This window comes from Heterorhizobium halophytocola (genome assembly GCF_017873095.1).
Taxonomy (GTDB): Bacteria; Pseudomonadota; Alphaproteobacteria; order Rhizobiales; family Rhizobiaceae; genus Allorhizobium; species Allorhizobium halophytocola.
The window spans coordinates 197,860-213,692 of the sequence record NZ_JAGGJU010000004.1 but is presented as its reverse complement, the minus strand read 5'-3'; the positions used below and the strand labels follow the sequence as shown (position 1 = coordinate 213,692).

Here is a 15,833-nt window from a genome sequence, read left to right as displayed (position 1 = left end):
ATCTTCGGATGCGCGATATCATTCCCCGGATCGTCAGGCAATTGTCCCGCATTCCTCCCTATATAGCGAGGCCTAGCCGGCCGGCAAAGGGACAAACTCCTCTTCGTCCCCCGGTACGATGTCGAAACCCCCGCTGCGCCACTCTTCCTTGGCCTGTTCGATCCGCTCTTTCGAGGACGAAACGAAGTTCCACCAGATATGCCTTTTGGAGGAGAGGGCCGCTCCGCCGAAGACCATGACATGGCAACCGGCCTCACCACCCTTGAGCGTGATCGGGTCGCCCGGCCGGAACACCAGAAGCTGGTCCGCTGCAAACACGTCGCCCGCGACATCGAGCGTACCGGAGAGGATATAGACGGCCCGCTCCTCATGCGCGGTGTCGAGCGGAAAACGTCCGCCGGCCTCGAGTGTCACGTCGACATACAGCGTGTCGGAGAAGACCTTGACCGGCGAGGTGAGCCCGCCCGTCGCGCCGATGACCACCCGTCCGCGGGCGCCGTCCGCGGCAAATTCCGGCATGTCGGCGCGCGCCGTATGGGCGAAGGCGGGGTCAATCTCCTCCATGTGGTCGGGCAGTGCCAGCCAGGTCTGCAGGCCGGAGACGGAGTGGGCCGCGCCGCGCAGCCGCTCCGGTGTGCGCTCCGAATGGACGATGCCGCGTCCGGCCGTCATCAGGTTGATGTCGCCGGGTTCGATCACCAGTTCGGTGCCGAGGCTGTCGCGGTGCTTGATCTCGCCGTCGAACAGATAAGTGACCGTCGAAAGCCCGATATGCGGATGCGGCTTGACGTCGAGCGCGTCGCCGGCCCGCAGCAGGGCAGGGCCCATCCGGTCGAAAAAGATGAACGGGCCGACCAGCCGGCGCCTCGCCGTCGGCAGCGCGCGGCGTACGGCAAAGCCGCCGATATCGCTGGAGCGCGGAATGATCAGGTGCTCGATCGCGTCGCAGGCAAAGGCGTCGCCCACCTGCGGATCGTTGCCGGGAAAGAAGGACATTGGAAAAAGGCTCCTCTTGCAATCGCCCGCAATCTACGCCCGCAGGGGCCGGACCGGAAGGCGCTTTGCGTATACGCATCGTCAACCCTGGCGCGGATCTGGCGGGAAAATCTGTCGCGTGTGCATTGCAAAAATAATCATATGGGTCTATATCATATGGACCCTTATGAAATCTTCCGACTTCGTGGAGCTGCCTTGTGGCCTGTGCGACGACCCCGCCTTCGCTCGGGTTCCTGCTGAACGACATATCGCGCCTGATGAGCAAACGGTTCGAATTCCGCGCCCGTGACACGGGTTTGACCCGGGCGCAATGGCATGCGCTCGCCTACCTGAAGCGCAACGAAGGCATCCACAATGCCGGACTGGCCGAACTTCTTGCCGTCGAGCCGATCTCGCTTACCCGCGTGCTCGACAAGCTTGTCGAGCGCGGGCTTGTCGAGCGCCGCGCCCATCCGACGGATCGGCGGTTGAAGCTGATGTATCTGACCGACGAGGCCCGGGGCCTTTTCAGCGGCATGCAGGGCCTTGCCGAAGAGACCCGCGCCGAAGCGATCGAAGGGTTTTCCGCCGAAGAGCGGGAATTGCTGCTGTCCATGCTCGAACGCGTGAAAACCAACATGTCGCGCGCCTGCCAGGCCCAGGGCCTGGAAGAGGCGACGCCTTGAGGAAAATGAGATGCCCAAAGTGACTGCCGTAGCGAACAATCAGGATCGGGATCTGGACGAGGCGACGCCGGAAACGGCACGCGCCACGGAGACCGTTGCCGCCAATGACCGGGACAGCGCTGTTAGCGCTGTCAAGCCGCGCCGCCGGCGCAGCCTGACCCGCCCCCTGCTGTTTCTCGTGGTGCCCCTCGCGCTGATTGCCGGCGGCTATGTCTACGTGACCGGCGGCCAGGTGATGGAGACCGACAATGCCTATATCGGCGCCGACATCGTCAACCTGTCGACCGATGTCTCCGGCATCGTGCAGGAGATCGCGGTGCACGACAACCAGCCCGTCAAGGCCGGGGAGGTGCTGTTCAGGCTCGACCCGAAGCCGTTCCAGGTGGCGCTCGACGCCGCCAGGGCCAAGCTTGGCGCGGCCCGCAACCAGCTTTTGAACCTGAAGGCCGCCTACAAGGCGTCTCTCGCCGAGACCGCGCAGGCGAAGGCCGATCTGCCCTATTTCCAGACGGTTTATGACCGCCAGGTGCGACTGAATTCGACCTCCGTCGCCTCGCAGAACACGCTCGACGAGGCCAAGCACGATCTGGAGGCCGCCCGCCAGAAGGTGGCGGTCGCCAGGGCGCAGGCCGACCAGACGCTGGCGGTCCTCGGCGGCGATGCCGATGCCGCGATCGAAACCAATCCCACCTATCTGGAAGCCAAGTCTGCCGTCGACGATGCGCAGCGCGAACTCGACCACACCGTGGTGAAGGCGCCGTTCGACGGGATCGCGACGAATGTCAGTGCGCTGCAGGTCGGGAGCTATCTGCCGGCCGCCCAGGCCGCCTTCTCGGTGGTGTCCTCGGAGCATTTGTGGATCGACGCCAATCCGAAGGAAACCGAGCTTACCTATGTGCGCCCCGACCAGCCGGTGACGATCACGGTGGATGCCTATCCCGGTGCGACATGGACCGGAAAGGTGGCGAGCGTCAGCCCGGCATCCGCCTCCAGCTTTTCCCTGCTGCCGTCGGAAAATTCGTCGGGCAACTGGGTCAAGGTCGTCCAGCGCATCCCGATGCGGATCGATATCGACGAGAACCCGGACAATCCGCCGCTGCGGGTTGGCATGAGCACCGTGGTGTCGATCGAAACCGGTCACGCGCGCGGCCTGCCGCTCTTCGTCGAAAATCTGCTCGGCCACGAGAACGCCTACGCCCATGAGTGATGCCGTCGCCGCCGCCAAGCCGATCTTCAATCGCGGCGCGATCTCGGCCTGCGTCATCCTTGCGGTGATCATGCAGGCGCTCGACACCACGATCGCGAACGTCGCGCTGCCCTTCATCCAGGGCAGCGTGTCGGCGAGCGCCGACCAGATCAACTGGGTGCTGACCTCCTATATCGTCGCGGCCGCGATCATGACCCCGCCGTCCGGCTTCCTCGCCGCCCGCTTCGGCCGCAAGCGCGTGCTGCTGGTGGCGATCGCCGGCTTCGTTACCGCCTCGATCCTCTGCGGCCTTGCCCAGTCGCTGACCCAGATCGTCGGCTTCCGGCTGCTGCAGGGCTTCTTCGGCGCGGCGCTCGTGCCGCTGTCGCAGGGCATCCTGCTCGACATCTATTCCGTCGAGGAACGCGGCTCGGCCATGGCCATGTTCGGGGTCTCGGTCATGGTCGGCCCGGTGCTCGGACCGGTGATCGGCGGCTGGCTGACCGACCACCTGAGCTGGCGCTGGGTGTTCTACATCAACGTGCCGATCGGCATCCTCGCCTTTGCCGGCATCTCCGCCTATGTCCACGAGACCGACGTCAACGACAAGGCCAAGCTCGACTGGCTGGGCTTCGGCCTCCTGTCGATCGCCATCGGCGCGCTGCAGATGATGCTCGACCGCGGCCAGCAACTGGACTGGTTCGCATCCGGCGAGATCATCATCGAAACGGTGATCTTCGTCAGCTGCTTCTACATGCTGCTGGTGCACACCTTCACCCGCGAAAAGACCTTCATCAATCCCAGGCTGTTCCTCGACCGGAACTTTGCCGTGTCGATGCTCTTCATCTTCGTCATCGGGGTGACCTATCTGGCCTCGCTGGCGCTGATGACGCCCTATCTGCAATCGCTGATGGGCTATCCGGTGATCACCGCCGGCATTGTCATGGGTCCGCGCGGGCTCGGCACGATGGTCTGCATGATGCTGGTCGGCCGGCTGATCAACAAGGTCGATACCCGCCTGCTGCTGTTCATCGGTCTCGGCATCACCGCTTGGGCGATGTATGACATGACCGCCTGGACGCCGGATGTCTCGCAGTGGACAATCATCTATGTCGGTTTCGTCCAGGGCGCGGGGCTCGGTTTCCTCTTCGTGCCGCTGACGACGATGGCCTTTGCCACCCTGCCGGCCGAGATGCGCGGCGATGGCACCGGGCTCTACAACCTGTCGCGCAATATCGGCTCCAGCGTCGGCATCGCGGTGGTCTCGGCGCTTCTGGTGCAGAATGTGCAGATCAACCATGCCGAACTGATGAGCCACGTGACACCGTTCAACCATGCCTTCGACAATCCGGCGGCGGCAGGTCTCAGTCCCTTTACCGCGGCCGGCCGTGCGGCGCTCGACCAGATGGTGACGCTGCAGTCGACGATCATCGCCTATACCGACGACTTCAAGCTGCTGATGCTGATGTCGCTCGCCGTCATGCCGCTCTGCCTGCTGCTGCGCAAGCCGGGGCAGACGAAGAAGGCCGACGACGACGACCATGCGATCGTCATGGAATAGACGAACGACAAAGCCCGGCGGGAGGCATCTCCGCCGGGCTTTTGCATTCCTTGCTGCCGATGTCTTACTGGCTGTCCAGCGGCTCGACGCCTTGCGGCTTGCCGGCGCGGTCGAGGCGGATCTTCTCGATCCGGTTTTCCGCAGCCGACAGCAGTGTCTCGCAGTGCTTCTTCAACAGTTCGCCGCGCTCATAGATCGCAATCGACTCGTCGAGCGCCACGTCGCCGCGTTCCAGCCGCGCCACGATGCTCTCCAGTTCGGCCACCGCCTTCTCGAACGTGTAGGATGCGATCTCCGTCGTCGCGCTGTCGCTCATGTCTAACCCTTCATCAGTCTCGAAATATGCATGCCTGCCGACTCGGCAAGCCCTTCCAGATCATAGCCGCCTTCCAGCAGGCTGACGACCCGGTTGCCGGCAAAACGATCGGCGACCTCAAGCAGCCGGCCGGTCGCCCAGTCGAAATCGTCGCCGACGAGATTGATCTGCGCCAGCGGATCGCGGTGATGCGCGTCGAAGCCGGCCGAGATCAGGATCAGGTCCGGCGAGAAATCCTTGAGGGCGGCCAGCACCCGCGACTTGAAGGCCTCGCGGAAATGGTCCGACCCGGTATTCGGCGACAGCGGCGCGTTGACGATGTTGTTGCCGGTGCCGGTCTCGTTCTTTGCCCCGCTGCCGGGATAGAGCGGCATCTGGTGGGTGGAACAGAACAGCACCGACGGATCGTCCCAGAAGATGTCCTGCGTGCCATTGCCGTGGTGCACGTCCCAGTCGACGATCGCGACGCGCTCGGCCCCGTGCACCTTTTGCGCATGGCGGGCGGCGATCGCGATATTGTTGAACAGACAGAAGCCCATCGCCTTGGTCTTTTCGGCATGGTGGCCGGGCGGGCGCGAGGCGACGAAGGCGTTGTCGACCGCACCGGTCATCACGTCGTCGACCGCGGCCAATGCCCCGCCGACCCCGGTCAGCGCCGCCTGCAGCGACTTCTGCGAGACATAGGTGTCGGACTCGATCTGGGCGATCTCGCCCTCTTCCTCGGGGATCTGCCGCATGACGGCGAAGAGATGCTCCTCCGGATGGGCGAGCGTCACCGCATCCTCATTCGCCTGCGGCGCCTGCCGGCGGTCGAGGCTGGAAAAATTCGGATGCTGGAGGGCAATGTTGAGCGAGCGCAGCCGGTCCGCGCGTTCGGGATGGCCGCTCGGCGTATCATGCTCCAGAAAGATCGCGTGCTCATAAAGGCGGGTGGTCATCTCTTCGGTTCCTTCTTGCATCCGCATGGAGATGCCATGGGTTTTCGATGGTTCACTTGGGCGATAGCCGGGTTTTGTCAACACGCCACACCGCCCATGCGGCGTCCAGACCCTGTTCTCGCCGTAAATATCCCTCTAAGAATGGGTAGACAGAAGATATGAGGCAATTGCATGAAGCATGTTGAGCGCGTTGTGGTCACCGAGATGCGCGTTCCCTTCCGGGATATCGATATGGACGGTCGGATGCGCGCATCGGCCTATATCGATCACGCGGAAGCGGCGCTTGCCAGCTTCTGGCGTTGCCGACCGGCGATCGAAGACGAGCCGCTCTTCCTCACCACCAAGACCGCCTGCCGCATCGCCGACGCGCTGAAGCCGGACGACCTCGTGCGGATGACCGTCAATGTCGACAAGATCGGCGGGAAATTCGTTGGCTTCACCATCGCCATGGAGCGCGGCAACGTGATCGCCGCCGAAGTCGAACTGATGCGCACCGCCACCGACCGTGACGCCAGCGACCCCGTCGCCATCCCCGAAGACATCCGCGATTGGCTCTATCAGTATCTGGACTGAAAGCTCCTAGAGCTTCTCTTGCGCGACCATGCGCGCCGCTGCGGTCGTTCGCTCCACTGCCGGCCGTCCCCGGTAGACGAAGGCTCCGGGCTTTGCGTTTCCGTCCGTCTCTGCCGCGTCAGCCAGTGTGGCGTGCAAGGGGGAATAGACGCAGACCGGGTCGGTTGCTGCCGCATCGCCGGCAAGCGCCATCGCCTGGCAGCGGCAGCCGCCATGGTCGATGGGTTTTCGCGAACAGCTGCGGCATGGCTCCTGCATCCAGTCGTCGCCGCGATAGGCGTTGAAGGCGGCGCTGTCGTACCAGATCGCGGCAAGCGGCGTGTCACGGACATTTTCGAAGGTCAGATGCGGTATGGTCTCGGCTGCGTGGCAGGGCAGGAGGCGGCCGGACGGCGTGACATTGAGCCCGCTCGAGCCCCAGCCGCCCATGCAGGCCTTGGGGAACCGCGAATGGTGGTCGGCCGGCACGTAATCGATCACCAGCGTCCCCTTCAGCCGCGCGCGCGCGGCGGCCACGATCGCGTTCGTTTCGATCACCTGTGCGCGGGTCGGCATCAGGCTCTGCCGGTTCTTCTCCGCCCAGCCGTGAAACTGCACGGTGGCGATCTCGATGCGCCGGGCGCCGAGCCTGATGGCAAGCTCCAGCATGGCGCCGATATCGCCCATGTTTTGCTTGTGGCAGACGGCGTTGACCGTGAGCGGCAGGCCGGCATCGGCCAGCCAGCCGGCGACTGTCATCTTGCGGTCGTAGCCCCCTTCATACCCCGCATAACGGTCGGCATCGGCCGGTCGCACACCCTGGATCGACAGTTGCACATGATCGAGTCCGGCATCCGCAAGCTCACGGACGCGCCTTTCGGTCAGGCCGATACCGGAGGTGATGAGATTGGTGTAAAGCCCGCGTTCCGAGGCGTTTTGGGCAAGCGCGACGAGATCACGCCGGACGGCTGGCTCTCCGCCGGACAGGTGGAGGTGCAGGACACCGAGATCCGCGGCCTGCTGAAAGACGTCGGTCCATTCGAAGGTCGTCAGCTCTTCAGCAGCGTTGGTCAGTATAAGAGGGTTGGAGCAATAGGGGCACGCAAGCGGGCAACGATGCGTGAGTTCCGCCAGCAGTGCGATCGGTGGCGCCGGACGTGGCTTGGAGGCCGGGGCGGAGGTATCGAGTGGCGCGGTCATCGGACGAACTCCAGCAGCCGGCGCTCGGAAAAGGCGCCGATCATCGCGATGATGTCGGCGAGGATCGTGTCTTCGGGCGCGTCGAACTGGTGGGCGAAATCCGCGGCGATCGCCTGCAATGTCCGTTCGCCGTCCAGCGCCTTGACCACGGCAATGGCGATCTCGTCGAGCGCCAGCGCCCGCTCCGGCGCGAGAAGCACGGTCTGGCCACGCACCGGATCCTCCCGCAGCCGCACACCACGGGCCAGCCGCACCACGCTGTCCCCGGAAATCTGCACGACGGTGGGTTGCCCGGTCATTCCGCCGCTCCCCGCAACCGGTCCTCGTCGACGGCGCCGGTCACGCCTTCACGCCCATCCCAGCCGCCCGGCGCGATCCGCCCGGGGCTGACATAGGCCGCGTGCAGCGCATCGAGCTGCGCCCAGAGAACATCGGTCTTGAAGGTGAGGGCCGCCGCTGCCGCATCCTGACGTTCCAGCGTATCGGCATGGTCGAGCACCCAGGCAAGGCCGAAGGCGACATCGTCGGGTGCCTCGTTCAGCCGCTTACGGAAATAGGAGAGGGCGGCATCATCGGCAAAGCCGTAATGCTCCAGAAGGCCGGCAATCCTGTCGCGATGGATCTGCGGCGCGAAGAGTTCCGTCAGCGAGGCCGCGACGGCGTCCAGCAGCGGCATGTCGCGGACAAAGCGGACATAGGCATCGACGGCAAAGCGCGTGGCGGGCAGCACGCCGCTGGTCGAGGCGACATAGTCGGGATCGAGGCCGACGGCTTCCGCCAGCCGCAGCCAGCGCCGGAGGCCGCCGCCATCCTCGACCCCGCCGTCATGGTCATCGATGCGCCGGCGCCAGACGCGGCGCAGGTCCGGATCCTCGCAGCGCGACAGGAAGGCCGCGTCCTTCATCGGAATGCGGCTTTGATAGTAATAGCGATTGATCACCCAGGCGCGCACCTGTCGCATCGAGCATTGTCCGCCATGCAGCATGGCGTGAAAGGGGTGCTTGTCGTGATAGCGTTCGGCGCCGATTTGCCGAAGCCTCCGTTCGAAGGCCTTGCGATCAAGCGCCGTGTCATTGGAACTGGGCATCGAGGATTACCTCCAGCCCGTCATGGCAGATGGTGAAGCCGGCAGCCTCCACCGCGGCCCGTTCGGGGCCCGCCCGCCAGATCGGGTTCGTGTTGTTGATGTGAATGTAGAGCCGTCGGCCGATCGCAAGACGCCCGAGCGCCTCCAGACTTCCGCCGTCGCCGGTGATCGGCATGTGCCCCATGCGCCGGCCGGTCTTCAGGCCCGTTCCGGCACGGATCATCTCGTCGTCGGTAAACAGCGTGCCGTCGAAGAAGACGATGTCGGCACCGTCGATGCGTCGTGCCAGCGCTTCCGTCATCCGACCGCAGCCGGGAATATAGTAGGCGCGGCGCCCGCCTGCGCAAAGCTCGACGCCGACGGTCTGGTCGGTCTCCTGATCGAGCGAAAGCTCTGACGTCTCCTGGTAGAGGGGTACCTTGCCGGGCACCGCAAACAGCCGCACCGTCAGGCCGGCAAGCGGCGTGATATCCGTTTCGAGATCGACCTCGATCTTCGCGACCAGGGCCGGATCGAGCACGCCGAACACCGGATGGGCGGCGAGAAGCGCCTGCAGTCCGGGCGTGGCAAAGAGGCTGAATTCCTGTTTTTCCCGCAGCGTCAGCAGGCCGGCAATATGGTCGACATCACCGTTCGTGAGCACGACGGAGCGGATCGGGCTGTCGCGCAGGTCCTTCGGGTGAAGCATCCGGTTGTGCTCGATCTGGGTCCGCAGATCCGGCGAGGCATTGAACAGCACCCAGTTTTCACCGTCCACGCTCGCCGCCAGCGACGACTGCGTCTGCGGCATCAGCGGTGCGGCGGGATCGCGCGCGGCCCGGCAATTGACGCAGCCGCAATTCCATTGCGGCAGTCCGCCACCTGCGGCCGCGCCGAGTACCAGAAACCGGATGGATGCCATCGGTTCTCGCTCATCAATCCTGGAACAAGAGGATGCCGGCACGCGGCAAGCCGCGACGCTGCAGGCTTTTGCTGTCATCGGGCGCGCCATGGTGGTCGAGTTCCATGCCCCGCCCGATGCAGGGGCGCATAGGGCACCCAGTCTCGTCGAACAGTGTCGCGTATTCGAAACGCCGGCGGTCGGACGAACGGCACCGAGCGGAAAAATCCGTGCCCGATGCAAAGGCCGTTGAAGTGCCCGCTGTCTGAAGTCGCGACAGCGCTGCGGCTTTCGTCAGAACAGGATCGGCTCGTTGCCGTCGGCCGGCGCGTAGCGATTGATCTCCATGCCGCAGGACACTTCGACGAATTTCGGTGCAGTCCATTTCATGGCAATTCCTCCCGGTTGATACTGTCGGTCACTGCCGCGGACAGCATGCGCCCGATCGACAGCTTGGCCCTCTCCTCAAGGCTCGGCTCATGGTAGGCCGCCGAGGCGAGGCGGCCAATACAGCCAAATGTATCGGTTCCGCGAAATTCTCGTGATACGTGTGTGAATATCGATCTTCCCCTTTGTTCGCGGTCCCTGGCAGGCGTAGAGTCGGGCAGCCGCAAATCGCCGGAGGGGAAACGATCATGCGTCGGATTGTGTTGATGGGCCTCGTCGCCGGCCTTGAGGCCTGGGCTTTTCCGGCCATGGCCGACGAGGCTGTGACCTATGCGGGCACGCTTGGCAAAATCGCTATCATCGCCGAATTCATCAAGCCCGATGCCGGACCCGTCCGCTTCGGCCGCTATGCCTATCTCGCCAAGGGTGGCGACATCCCGCTGCATCTGACGGCGGCCAAGTCGGGTCTGCAGATTGCCGAGGAGGCCCCGTGTCGCGCAGAGACCTGTCTCGGCAAGGATGATGTGCCGCTCAGCAAGGCCGTCATCGGGGCACACTGGACGCTGGACGGCAGGATCGGGCAACCGAGCCTTAAGGGATCCTGGCGTGCGGACAAGGGCAAGACGTCCTTGCCGATCGTGCTTGCGATCAAGGGGACCCGCAAGGCCCGGACGGTGGAGGCGCTCGACTACTTCACCTTCGATCTGGCCGATGAACCCGACGCCGACAAAGATCTGGCAGTCGCGCAATGGAGCGCCGAGGCGCAGCCTTATGTGGCCGCCAAGATGGCGTTCGCGTTGACGCCCGGGAAGGACATCTCGCTCGGCAAGGGCCGCTACCGGCTCGACGTCGATTCGCGCATCGGCTTCGAATATCCGGTTGTCACGGTTCTTCCCGGCGCGGATCTCGCCCGCCTGAACGGCTTGCTTGGCCGCCTGCGTGCCGAGGCCGAGGACCCCGCTTTCGACTGTCTTTCCCAGGCTTATCTCGGCTTTGACTGGTCTCCCGCCACACCGGTCGGCAGCAACGGCTTCGACGGCAATCACAGCATCACGGTCGATCATCTGACCGACCGATTGATGGGGATCACCGAAGGCGGCAGCTTTTTCTGCGGCGGTGCCCATCCCAACAATTTCGAAAACCACGTCATGATCGACGTAGAGGCCGGCCGACTGGTGCGGCCGCGCGACCTGGTAAAGGGTTGGGTCGCCCGCGATTTTGACGGCAATATCGTCGATCCGGCGGCAGTTGGGGTCGATCCGGACCAGATCGTCTGGGGACCGAGCGATGAACTGGTCGACTATCTGGAGGCGCACCGGCAGAAGGGCGACGACCAGATGGAAGCCGATTGCGGCATTCCCGATCTGATCCGGACCAATCTGACCGCCTATATCAAGGGCGAGGATCTGGTCTTTGCCTTGAGCGACCTGCCGCATGTCATCTTCACCTGCACGGATGATGTGCTGAGCCTTCCCTTGAAGGATGCGCGCCCGCTCCTGTCGGAGGCGGGCGCACGGTATTTCGAAGCGCTGGACTGATCGTCAGGCGCGCCGCGGCAGCAGCGGATAGCCGACCATCACCGAGCGGCCGGCAAGCGCCACCACGGCCGATTTCAACAGGTCGCCCGGCACGAAGGCGAGCGAACCGAGGAAGGCCTTGGAAAGGCCGAGACCGGCGCCGAGGCCGAGCCACAGGATGCCGCAGAGATTGACGACGACGATGCCGCCGAGCGCTGCCGCGGCGAAGAAGCCGATCGTCTGCGTCACGGCGGAAAGCGACGGCCTGGCGAAGCGTTCGGCGATCAGGCCGGCGACATAGGCACCCGGCACCCAGCCGATCAGATAGCCGACGGTCGGACCGGCAAAGACCGCAAGGCCGCCGCGGCCGCCGGAGAGCACCGGCAGGCCGATGACGACGAGCAGGATGACGAGCAGGGGCGCCAGCGCGCCGCGTCTTGCGCCGAGCACGACGCCGGCCAGCATCACGCCCATCGACTGCAGGGTGATCGGCACCGGCACGAAGCCGAGCGTGATCGGCGGCATCAGGCCGAGCGCCACGATGATCGCGGCAAACAGTGAAACGAGTACGAGGTCACGGGTTTTCATGAAACTTCCTCAAATAATCTCAGGCGGGTCTTCATTGGCGGCGAATGCCGCGGGCGTCAATGGCGTCGGCGATCGCGTCCGCATCCTTCAGCGTCTGGATCACCAGCGGGGCGATCATGGTAAGGACCGCGGGCTTCAGGCCCCGCGCGCGGTGGGCGAGTTTCAACGCCGCGTAGCGGGCAAGGATTTCCGGCAGGAACCGGATCACCAGGCCGACCGACAGGCCGATATCGTCGGCCCGCACCAGACCGATGCGCTCGAGCGGTCGGGCGGCGAAGGATATTGCATCGACCAGGTCGCCGATCCGCGTGGTCGCCGTGACCGCCGTGGCCGCCAGCACCAGCGCGGTCAGCCTGAGCACGGTCACCAGTGCCTCACCGGGTGAGACGAAGACGAGATTGAACAGGGTGACGACGGCAATCGTCAGAAGGACCGGCCGCAGCGGCTTCAGCGCGGCGCCCGGCCTCTGCCCGAGGGTGAAATAGGCAAGTGCCGCGCAGCCGAGGCCGGTTGATAACAGGGCAGGGCTGCGGGTCAGGAAGAGCAGCAGGCCGAAGACCATCAGCCCGATCAGCTTGACCCCGGCGGGCAGGCGGTAAAGCGGCCCACGGCCTGCGACATAGAGACTTCTCATCGAAGCGCGATCTCCCTGTAGCGGGCAATCGCTTGCTGCGCGGGGCCGTCGAAGGCGATGCGGCCCTGGTCGAACACCAGCACGCGGGGGAATGTCGCGACAAGGTCGAGGTCGTGGCTGATGACGATGGCGCTTTCGTCGAGTGCCGCGATCGCCTGTTCGACGACCGCGCGGTTCTTCAAGTCGAGCTGGTTGGTGGGTTCGTCGAAGATCACCAGGGACGGCGCGGTGACCAGAACGGCGGCAAGCGCTGCCAGCTGCAGCTCCCCGCCGGAGAGCTCGTGCGGGCGACGCTTGGCCAGATGGGCGATGCCGAGACGCGACAGCGCCGCCTCGACCCGGGCCGCGATCTCCGCCTTGCCGAGCTTCAACGGCTTCAGGCCGAGCGCGATATCGTCCTCGACGATCGGCAGGATGATCTGGTTGCCGGGAGTCTGGAAGATGAAGCCGATCCGTCCGCGCAGGGTGTTGGCGTCGGCAACGCTGTCGAGGCCGTCGATCATCACCTTGCCGTCGCTCGGCACTGTCAGACCGGCGATCAGCCGCGCAAAGGTCGTCTTGCCGGACCCGTTGAGGCCGATCACGCCGATCCGATGATCGTCGAGCGAGAGTGTGAGCGGATGAATGGCTTCGCGCGCGTCATGGCGCACCGTCGCGCCGTCGAAAATGATCTGCAAACCTGATGTCCTCGGCCCTGGTCGGCCCCTCTATAGCCATTCCGTCCGCCGATGCGAAGACCGGCACTCCCGGGTTCGCTGGGCGCCGCAGAGAAAACCGCCGCAGACATATTGAACATAACGGGAACATCGGCTAGCGTCGCAACCATGGCTATTCCGGTAAGCAATTCCCAGGCAAGGCGCATCTTTCTCGAACGACAGGGGCTGTCGCGGCCCCCGCAACGGGCGATGGCGCGTGGCGAGCTCTATCAGCTGATCCACGATCTCGGCTTCGTCCAGGTCGACAGCATATCGACCGTCGAGCGCGCCCATCACCAGATCCTGTTTTCGCGCAACCAGACCTATCGGCCGGCGCAGCTGACACCGCTGCTCGAGAAGGACCGGCTGCTGTTCGAGCACTGGACCCACGATGCGGCGATCATCCCGACCGCCTTCTATCCGCAGTGGAAGCATTTCTTCGCCCGCAAGGAAGAGCGCATCCTGGAGCGCTGGCCGAAATGGCGTGGCGAGGGCTTCGACCGGGCCTTCGACGAGATACACCAGCGGATCGTCGACGGCGGGCCGATCCGTTCGCGCGAGGTCAAGGACGAGGACCACCAGTCGGGCGGCTGGTGGAACTGGCATCCGTCGAAGACCGCGCTGGAGTTTCTCTGGCAGTCCGGCAAGCTGGCGATCTCGGCGCGGGAAAATTTCCAGAAGGTTTACGACCTGGCCGAACGGGTGATCCCGGCCGAGCATTTCGCCGCCGTGGTCGAGCATGACGCCTTCGTCGACTGGGCCTGCCGCGAAGCTTTGAAGCGTCTCGGTTTCGCGACATCCGGCGAGATCGCCGCCTTCTGGGCGATTGTCACGCCGCAGGAAGCCAAGGACTGGGTGGAGGCCAATCGCGCGGAGCTGGAAGAGCTGTCTCTCGAAACGGTGGACGGCAGGCCACGCAATGCCTTTGCCTTTTCGGACGGGCTCGAGGCACTGCTCGATGCGCCCGAGCCGCCGGCGCGCATCCGCACGCTCAGCCCGTTCGATCCGCTGATCCGCGATCGCAACAGGGCGGAGCGCCTGTTCGGCTTCTTCTACCGCATCGAGATCTTCGTCCCCGAGCCGAAGCGGCAATACGGCTATTATGTCTTCCCGCTTCTGGAAGGCGACCGGATCATTGGCCGCATCGACATGAAGGCGGATAGGAAGGCAGGCACGCTCGCCGTCAAGCGGCTCTGGCTGGAAGACAAGGTGCGTCCGTCGGCGGGGCGGCTGGAAAGGCTGGACGCCGAACTGATGCGGCTTGCAAGGTTCGCCGGCGTCGAGACGGTGACCTATCTCGAGGGATGGCGAGGGTGACGCGCTAAACACCAAAGTTCTGGCAATTCGTCACCATTTGACCTATATATCCTCCATCATCTGATGGAGTTGACCATGGCGGAACTGGTGGAACTGACACGGAAGAGCGGCACACGACAGGGATTTGCGGCAGAACAGGATCGTCAGCGGCTGTCGAAGACGGCGCTGAAGGCCTATCGGCGGCTGGCCGGCCAGTGGAAGCTGACCGGCGCGCAGGCCGCCGCCTTGCTCGGGGTGTCGACGAGCACCTGGGAGCGAATGAAGCCCGAGGCAGGCGCAAAGACGCTGAGCCAGGACCAGATGACCCGTATCTCCGTGCTGACGGGCATCTACAAGGGCCTGCATCTGCTGTTTGCCGACGACATGGCGGACCGCTGGCTGCAGCTCGACAATTCGGGGCCGCTGTTTGACGGGCGCCCGCCCGTGGCGGCCATGGTGGAGGAGGGCATACCGCTGATGCTGGAGGTGCGGCGCTATATTGATGCCGTTCGTGGAGGATTGTGAGTGCGTTCAAGTGGCGTTCCGGTCGTAACGCTTGCCTATCCGAAGACGGTGCGGCTGGTCTCGACCGCCAGATTGCGCGAGCCGGTGCTGTCGCCGCTCGTCGATACCGATGAGGAGCTGTCGGCGCTGGCCGAAATCGAAGGCGCAACCAGTTCGCGCCGGATGGCCGAACTCGGCGGCATCTCCGGCCTGAAGGCCAATGAACTGGTGTTCGACGTGCCGCATGCGCATTTCATCAATGCCAGTTTCGCCTATGCCAGACCGCGTGCGCCGAACCGTTTCAACGGCCAGACCCGGGGCGCATGGTATGCGGCGCTCGCCGTGGACACCTGTCTTGCCGAAATCACCTTCCACATGCGCGAATTCCTGCGCCAGGCGGGAGACTTCCACGCGGTCGTCGAATATGCGGAAATGTTTTGCAGCCTGTCGGGTGACTTCCTCGACCTGAGGGCGGTGCCGGACCATCCCTCGCTCGATCCGGACATCCGGATCGGCTATCCGGCCGGCAATGCGCTGGCGGCCGAAGCGCGCCGCGAGGCCCTCAACGGCATCGTCTATCCCTCGGTGCGCCAAGAGGGCGGGACCTGCTTTGCGGTGCTGCGGCCCGCCGCCGTCCAGTCGGTGCGCCAGGGCGATGTCTATCGTCTCGTCTGGGCCGGCGATCCCGACCCGCAGACCGATGGCCCGCTGACATTGCCTTGAGCCCCTGGAACCAGCAGGCGTCTTTTGACCGATGCTCCGGATTTTTTGAGCCTGCGTCCTTCATTGACGGTGAGGTTACTCATCGTGCCCTTGGCGCAGCGCACAATG

19 protein-coding genes are annotated in these 15,833 nt (G+C 64.5%); 8 read left to right on the top strand and 11 right to left on the bottom strand.

Going from position 1 to position 15,833, the window contains the following annotated elements; all coding sequences use genetic code 11:
* Window positions 1-72: 72 nt before the first annotated feature.
* The gene (locus J2Z17_RS08880) at window positions 73-996 is read right to left on the bottom strand and encodes a pirin family protein (RefSeq protein ID WP_209943989.1); all 924 of its coding nucleotides are present in this window, start codon (window positions 994-996) and stop codon (window positions 73-75) included.
* A gap of 257 nt (window positions 997-1,253) precedes the next feature.
* On the opposite strand from J2Z17_RS08880, the gene J2Z17_RS08875 reads away from it, so the two are divergent.
* The 3 genes from J2Z17_RS08875 to J2Z17_RS08865 are packed head-to-tail and all read left to right on the top strand — an operon-like array spanning window position 1,254 to window position 4,408.
* On the top strand, window positions 1,254-1,661 hold the full coding sequence (locus tag J2Z17_RS08875; protein WP_209944332.1) for a MarR family winged helix-turn-helix transcriptional regulator: 408 nt from the start codon (window positions 1,254-1,256) through the stop codon (window positions 1,659-1,661).
* 10 nt (window positions 1,662-1,671) lie between these two features.
* Window positions 1,672-2,868 carry an HlyD family secretion protein gene (locus J2Z17_RS08870; protein ID WP_209943987.1) on the top strand — a complete coding sequence of 399 codons (1,197 nt, stop codon included), beginning with the start codon at window positions 1,672-1,674 and terminating at the stop codon, window positions 2,866-2,868.
* Window positions 2,861-4,408, top strand: a complete 1,548-nt coding sequence (locus J2Z17_RS08865) for a DHA2 family efflux MFS transporter permease subunit (protein ID WP_209943985.1) — start codon at window positions 2,861-2,863, stop codon at window positions 4,406-4,408. The genes J2Z17_RS08870 and J2Z17_RS08865 overlap by 8 nt, the downstream gene beginning before the upstream one ends.
* A gap of 64 nt (window positions 4,409-4,472) precedes the next feature.
* Here J2Z17_RS08865 and J2Z17_RS08860 read toward each other — a convergent pair whose 3' ends face one another.
* Window positions 4,473-4,724 carry an exodeoxyribonuclease VII small subunit gene (locus J2Z17_RS08860; protein WP_209943983.1) on the bottom strand — a complete coding sequence of 84 codons (252 nt, stop codon included), beginning with the start codon at window positions 4,722-4,724 and terminating at the stop codon, window positions 4,473-4,475.
* Window positions 4,725-4,726: 2 nt separating this feature from the next.
* Window positions 4,727-5,662, bottom strand: a complete 936-nt coding sequence (locus J2Z17_RS08855) for a histone deacetylase family protein (protein ID WP_209943981.1) — start codon at window positions 5,660-5,662, stop codon at window positions 4,727-4,729.
* A gap of 171 nt (window positions 5,663-5,833) precedes the next feature.
* Between J2Z17_RS08855 and J2Z17_RS08850 the strand changes: the two genes are divergently transcribed.
* A complete protein-coding gene (locus J2Z17_RS08850) occupies window positions 5,834-6,235 on the top strand; it encodes an acyl-CoA thioesterase (RefSeq protein ID WP_209943979.1) in 402 nt (133 codons plus the stop codon).
* Between the two features lie 6 nt (window positions 6,236-6,241).
* Here the strand turns inward: J2Z17_RS08850 and pqqE are convergent, their stop codons facing one another.
* From pqqE to pqqA, 5 genes are all read right to left on the bottom strand, one after another.
* Window positions 6,242-7,414 (bottom strand): pyrroloquinoline quinone biosynthesis protein PqqE, encoded by a 1,173-nt coding sequence (gene pqqE / locus J2Z17_RS08845; RefSeq protein ID WP_209943976.1) that lies wholly within the window; start codon window positions 7,412-7,414, stop codon window positions 6,242-6,244.
* Window positions 7,411-7,713 carry a pyrroloquinoline quinone biosynthesis peptide chaperone PqqD gene (gene pqqD / locus J2Z17_RS08840; protein ID WP_209943974.1) on the bottom strand — a complete coding sequence of 101 codons (303 nt, stop codon included), beginning with the start codon at window positions 7,711-7,713 and terminating at the stop codon, window positions 7,411-7,413. The genes pqqE and pqqD overlap by 4 nt, the downstream gene beginning before the upstream one ends.
* Window positions 7,710-8,501, bottom strand: coding sequence for a pyrroloquinoline-quinone synthase PqqC (pqqC, locus tag J2Z17_RS08835; RefSeq protein ID WP_209943972.1), 792 nt, complete (start codon window positions 8,499-8,501; stop codon window positions 7,710-7,712). Before pqqC ends, pqqD begins: the two co-directional genes overlap by 4 nt.
* Window positions 8,485-9,402, bottom strand: a complete 918-nt coding sequence (gene pqqB / locus J2Z17_RS08830) for a pyrroloquinoline quinone biosynthesis protein PqqB (RefSeq protein ID WP_209943970.1) — start codon at window positions 9,400-9,402, stop codon at window positions 8,485-8,487. The genes pqqC and pqqB overlap by 17 nt, the downstream gene beginning before the upstream one ends.
* Before the next feature lie 273 nt (window positions 9,403-9,675).
* Window positions 9,676-9,771, bottom strand: a complete 96-nt coding sequence (gene pqqA / locus J2Z17_RS08825; protein ID WP_209943958.1) for a pyrroloquinoline quinone precursor peptide PqqA — start codon at window positions 9,769-9,771, stop codon at window positions 9,676-9,678.
* Window positions 9,772-10,016: 245 nt separating this feature from the next.
* Between pqqA and J2Z17_RS08820 the strand changes: the two genes are divergently transcribed.
* Window positions 10,017-11,306 carry a hypothetical protein gene (locus J2Z17_RS08820; RefSeq protein ID WP_209943957.1) on the top strand — a complete coding sequence of 430 codons (1,290 nt, stop codon included), beginning with the start codon at window positions 10,017-10,019 and terminating at the stop codon, window positions 11,304-11,306.
* Between the two features lie 3 nt (window positions 11,307-11,309).
* Here J2Z17_RS08820 and J2Z17_RS08815 read toward each other — a convergent pair whose 3' ends face one another.
* The 3 genes from J2Z17_RS08815 to J2Z17_RS08805 are packed head-to-tail and all read right to left on the bottom strand — an operon-like array spanning window position 11,310 to window position 13,184.
* Entirely contained in the window at window positions 11,310-11,873 is a 564-nt protein-coding gene (locus J2Z17_RS08815) for a biotin transporter BioY (protein ID WP_209943956.1), read from the bottom strand.
* Window positions 11,874-11,904: 31 nt separating this feature from the next.
* Window positions 11,905-12,507, bottom strand: coding sequence for a CbiQ family ECF transporter T component (locus tag J2Z17_RS08810; protein ID WP_209943955.1), 603 nt, complete (start codon window positions 12,505-12,507; stop codon window positions 11,905-11,907).
* Window positions 12,504-13,184, bottom strand: a complete 681-nt coding sequence (locus J2Z17_RS08805; protein WP_209943954.1) for an energy-coupling factor ABC transporter ATP-binding protein — start codon at window positions 13,182-13,184, stop codon at window positions 12,504-12,506. Before J2Z17_RS08805 ends, J2Z17_RS08810 begins: the two co-directional genes overlap by 4 nt.
* A gap of 147 nt (window positions 13,185-13,331) precedes the next feature.
* Here J2Z17_RS08805 and J2Z17_RS08800 point away from each other — a divergent pair, with 147 nt between their 5' ends.
* The 3 genes from J2Z17_RS08800 (at window position 13,332) to J2Z17_RS08790 (ending at window position 15,725) form a co-directional block, all read left to right on the top strand.
* The gene (locus tag J2Z17_RS08800) at window positions 13,332-14,519 is read left to right on the top strand and encodes a winged helix-turn-helix domain-containing protein (RefSeq protein WP_209943953.1); all 1,188 of its coding nucleotides are present in this window, start codon (window positions 13,332-13,334) and stop codon (window positions 14,517-14,519) included.
* Between the two features lie 75 nt (window positions 14,520-14,594).
* Window positions 14,595-15,023, top strand: coding sequence for an antitoxin Xre-like helix-turn-helix domain-containing protein (locus J2Z17_RS08795; RefSeq protein WP_209943952.1), 429 nt, complete (start codon window positions 14,595-14,597; stop codon window positions 15,021-15,023).
* Complete coding sequence (locus J2Z17_RS08790) at window positions 15,024-15,725, top strand: RES family NAD+ phosphorylase (protein WP_209943951.1); 702 nt, start codon at window positions 15,024-15,026, stop codon at window positions 15,723-15,725.
* Window positions 15,726-15,833 lie beyond the last annotated feature (108 nt).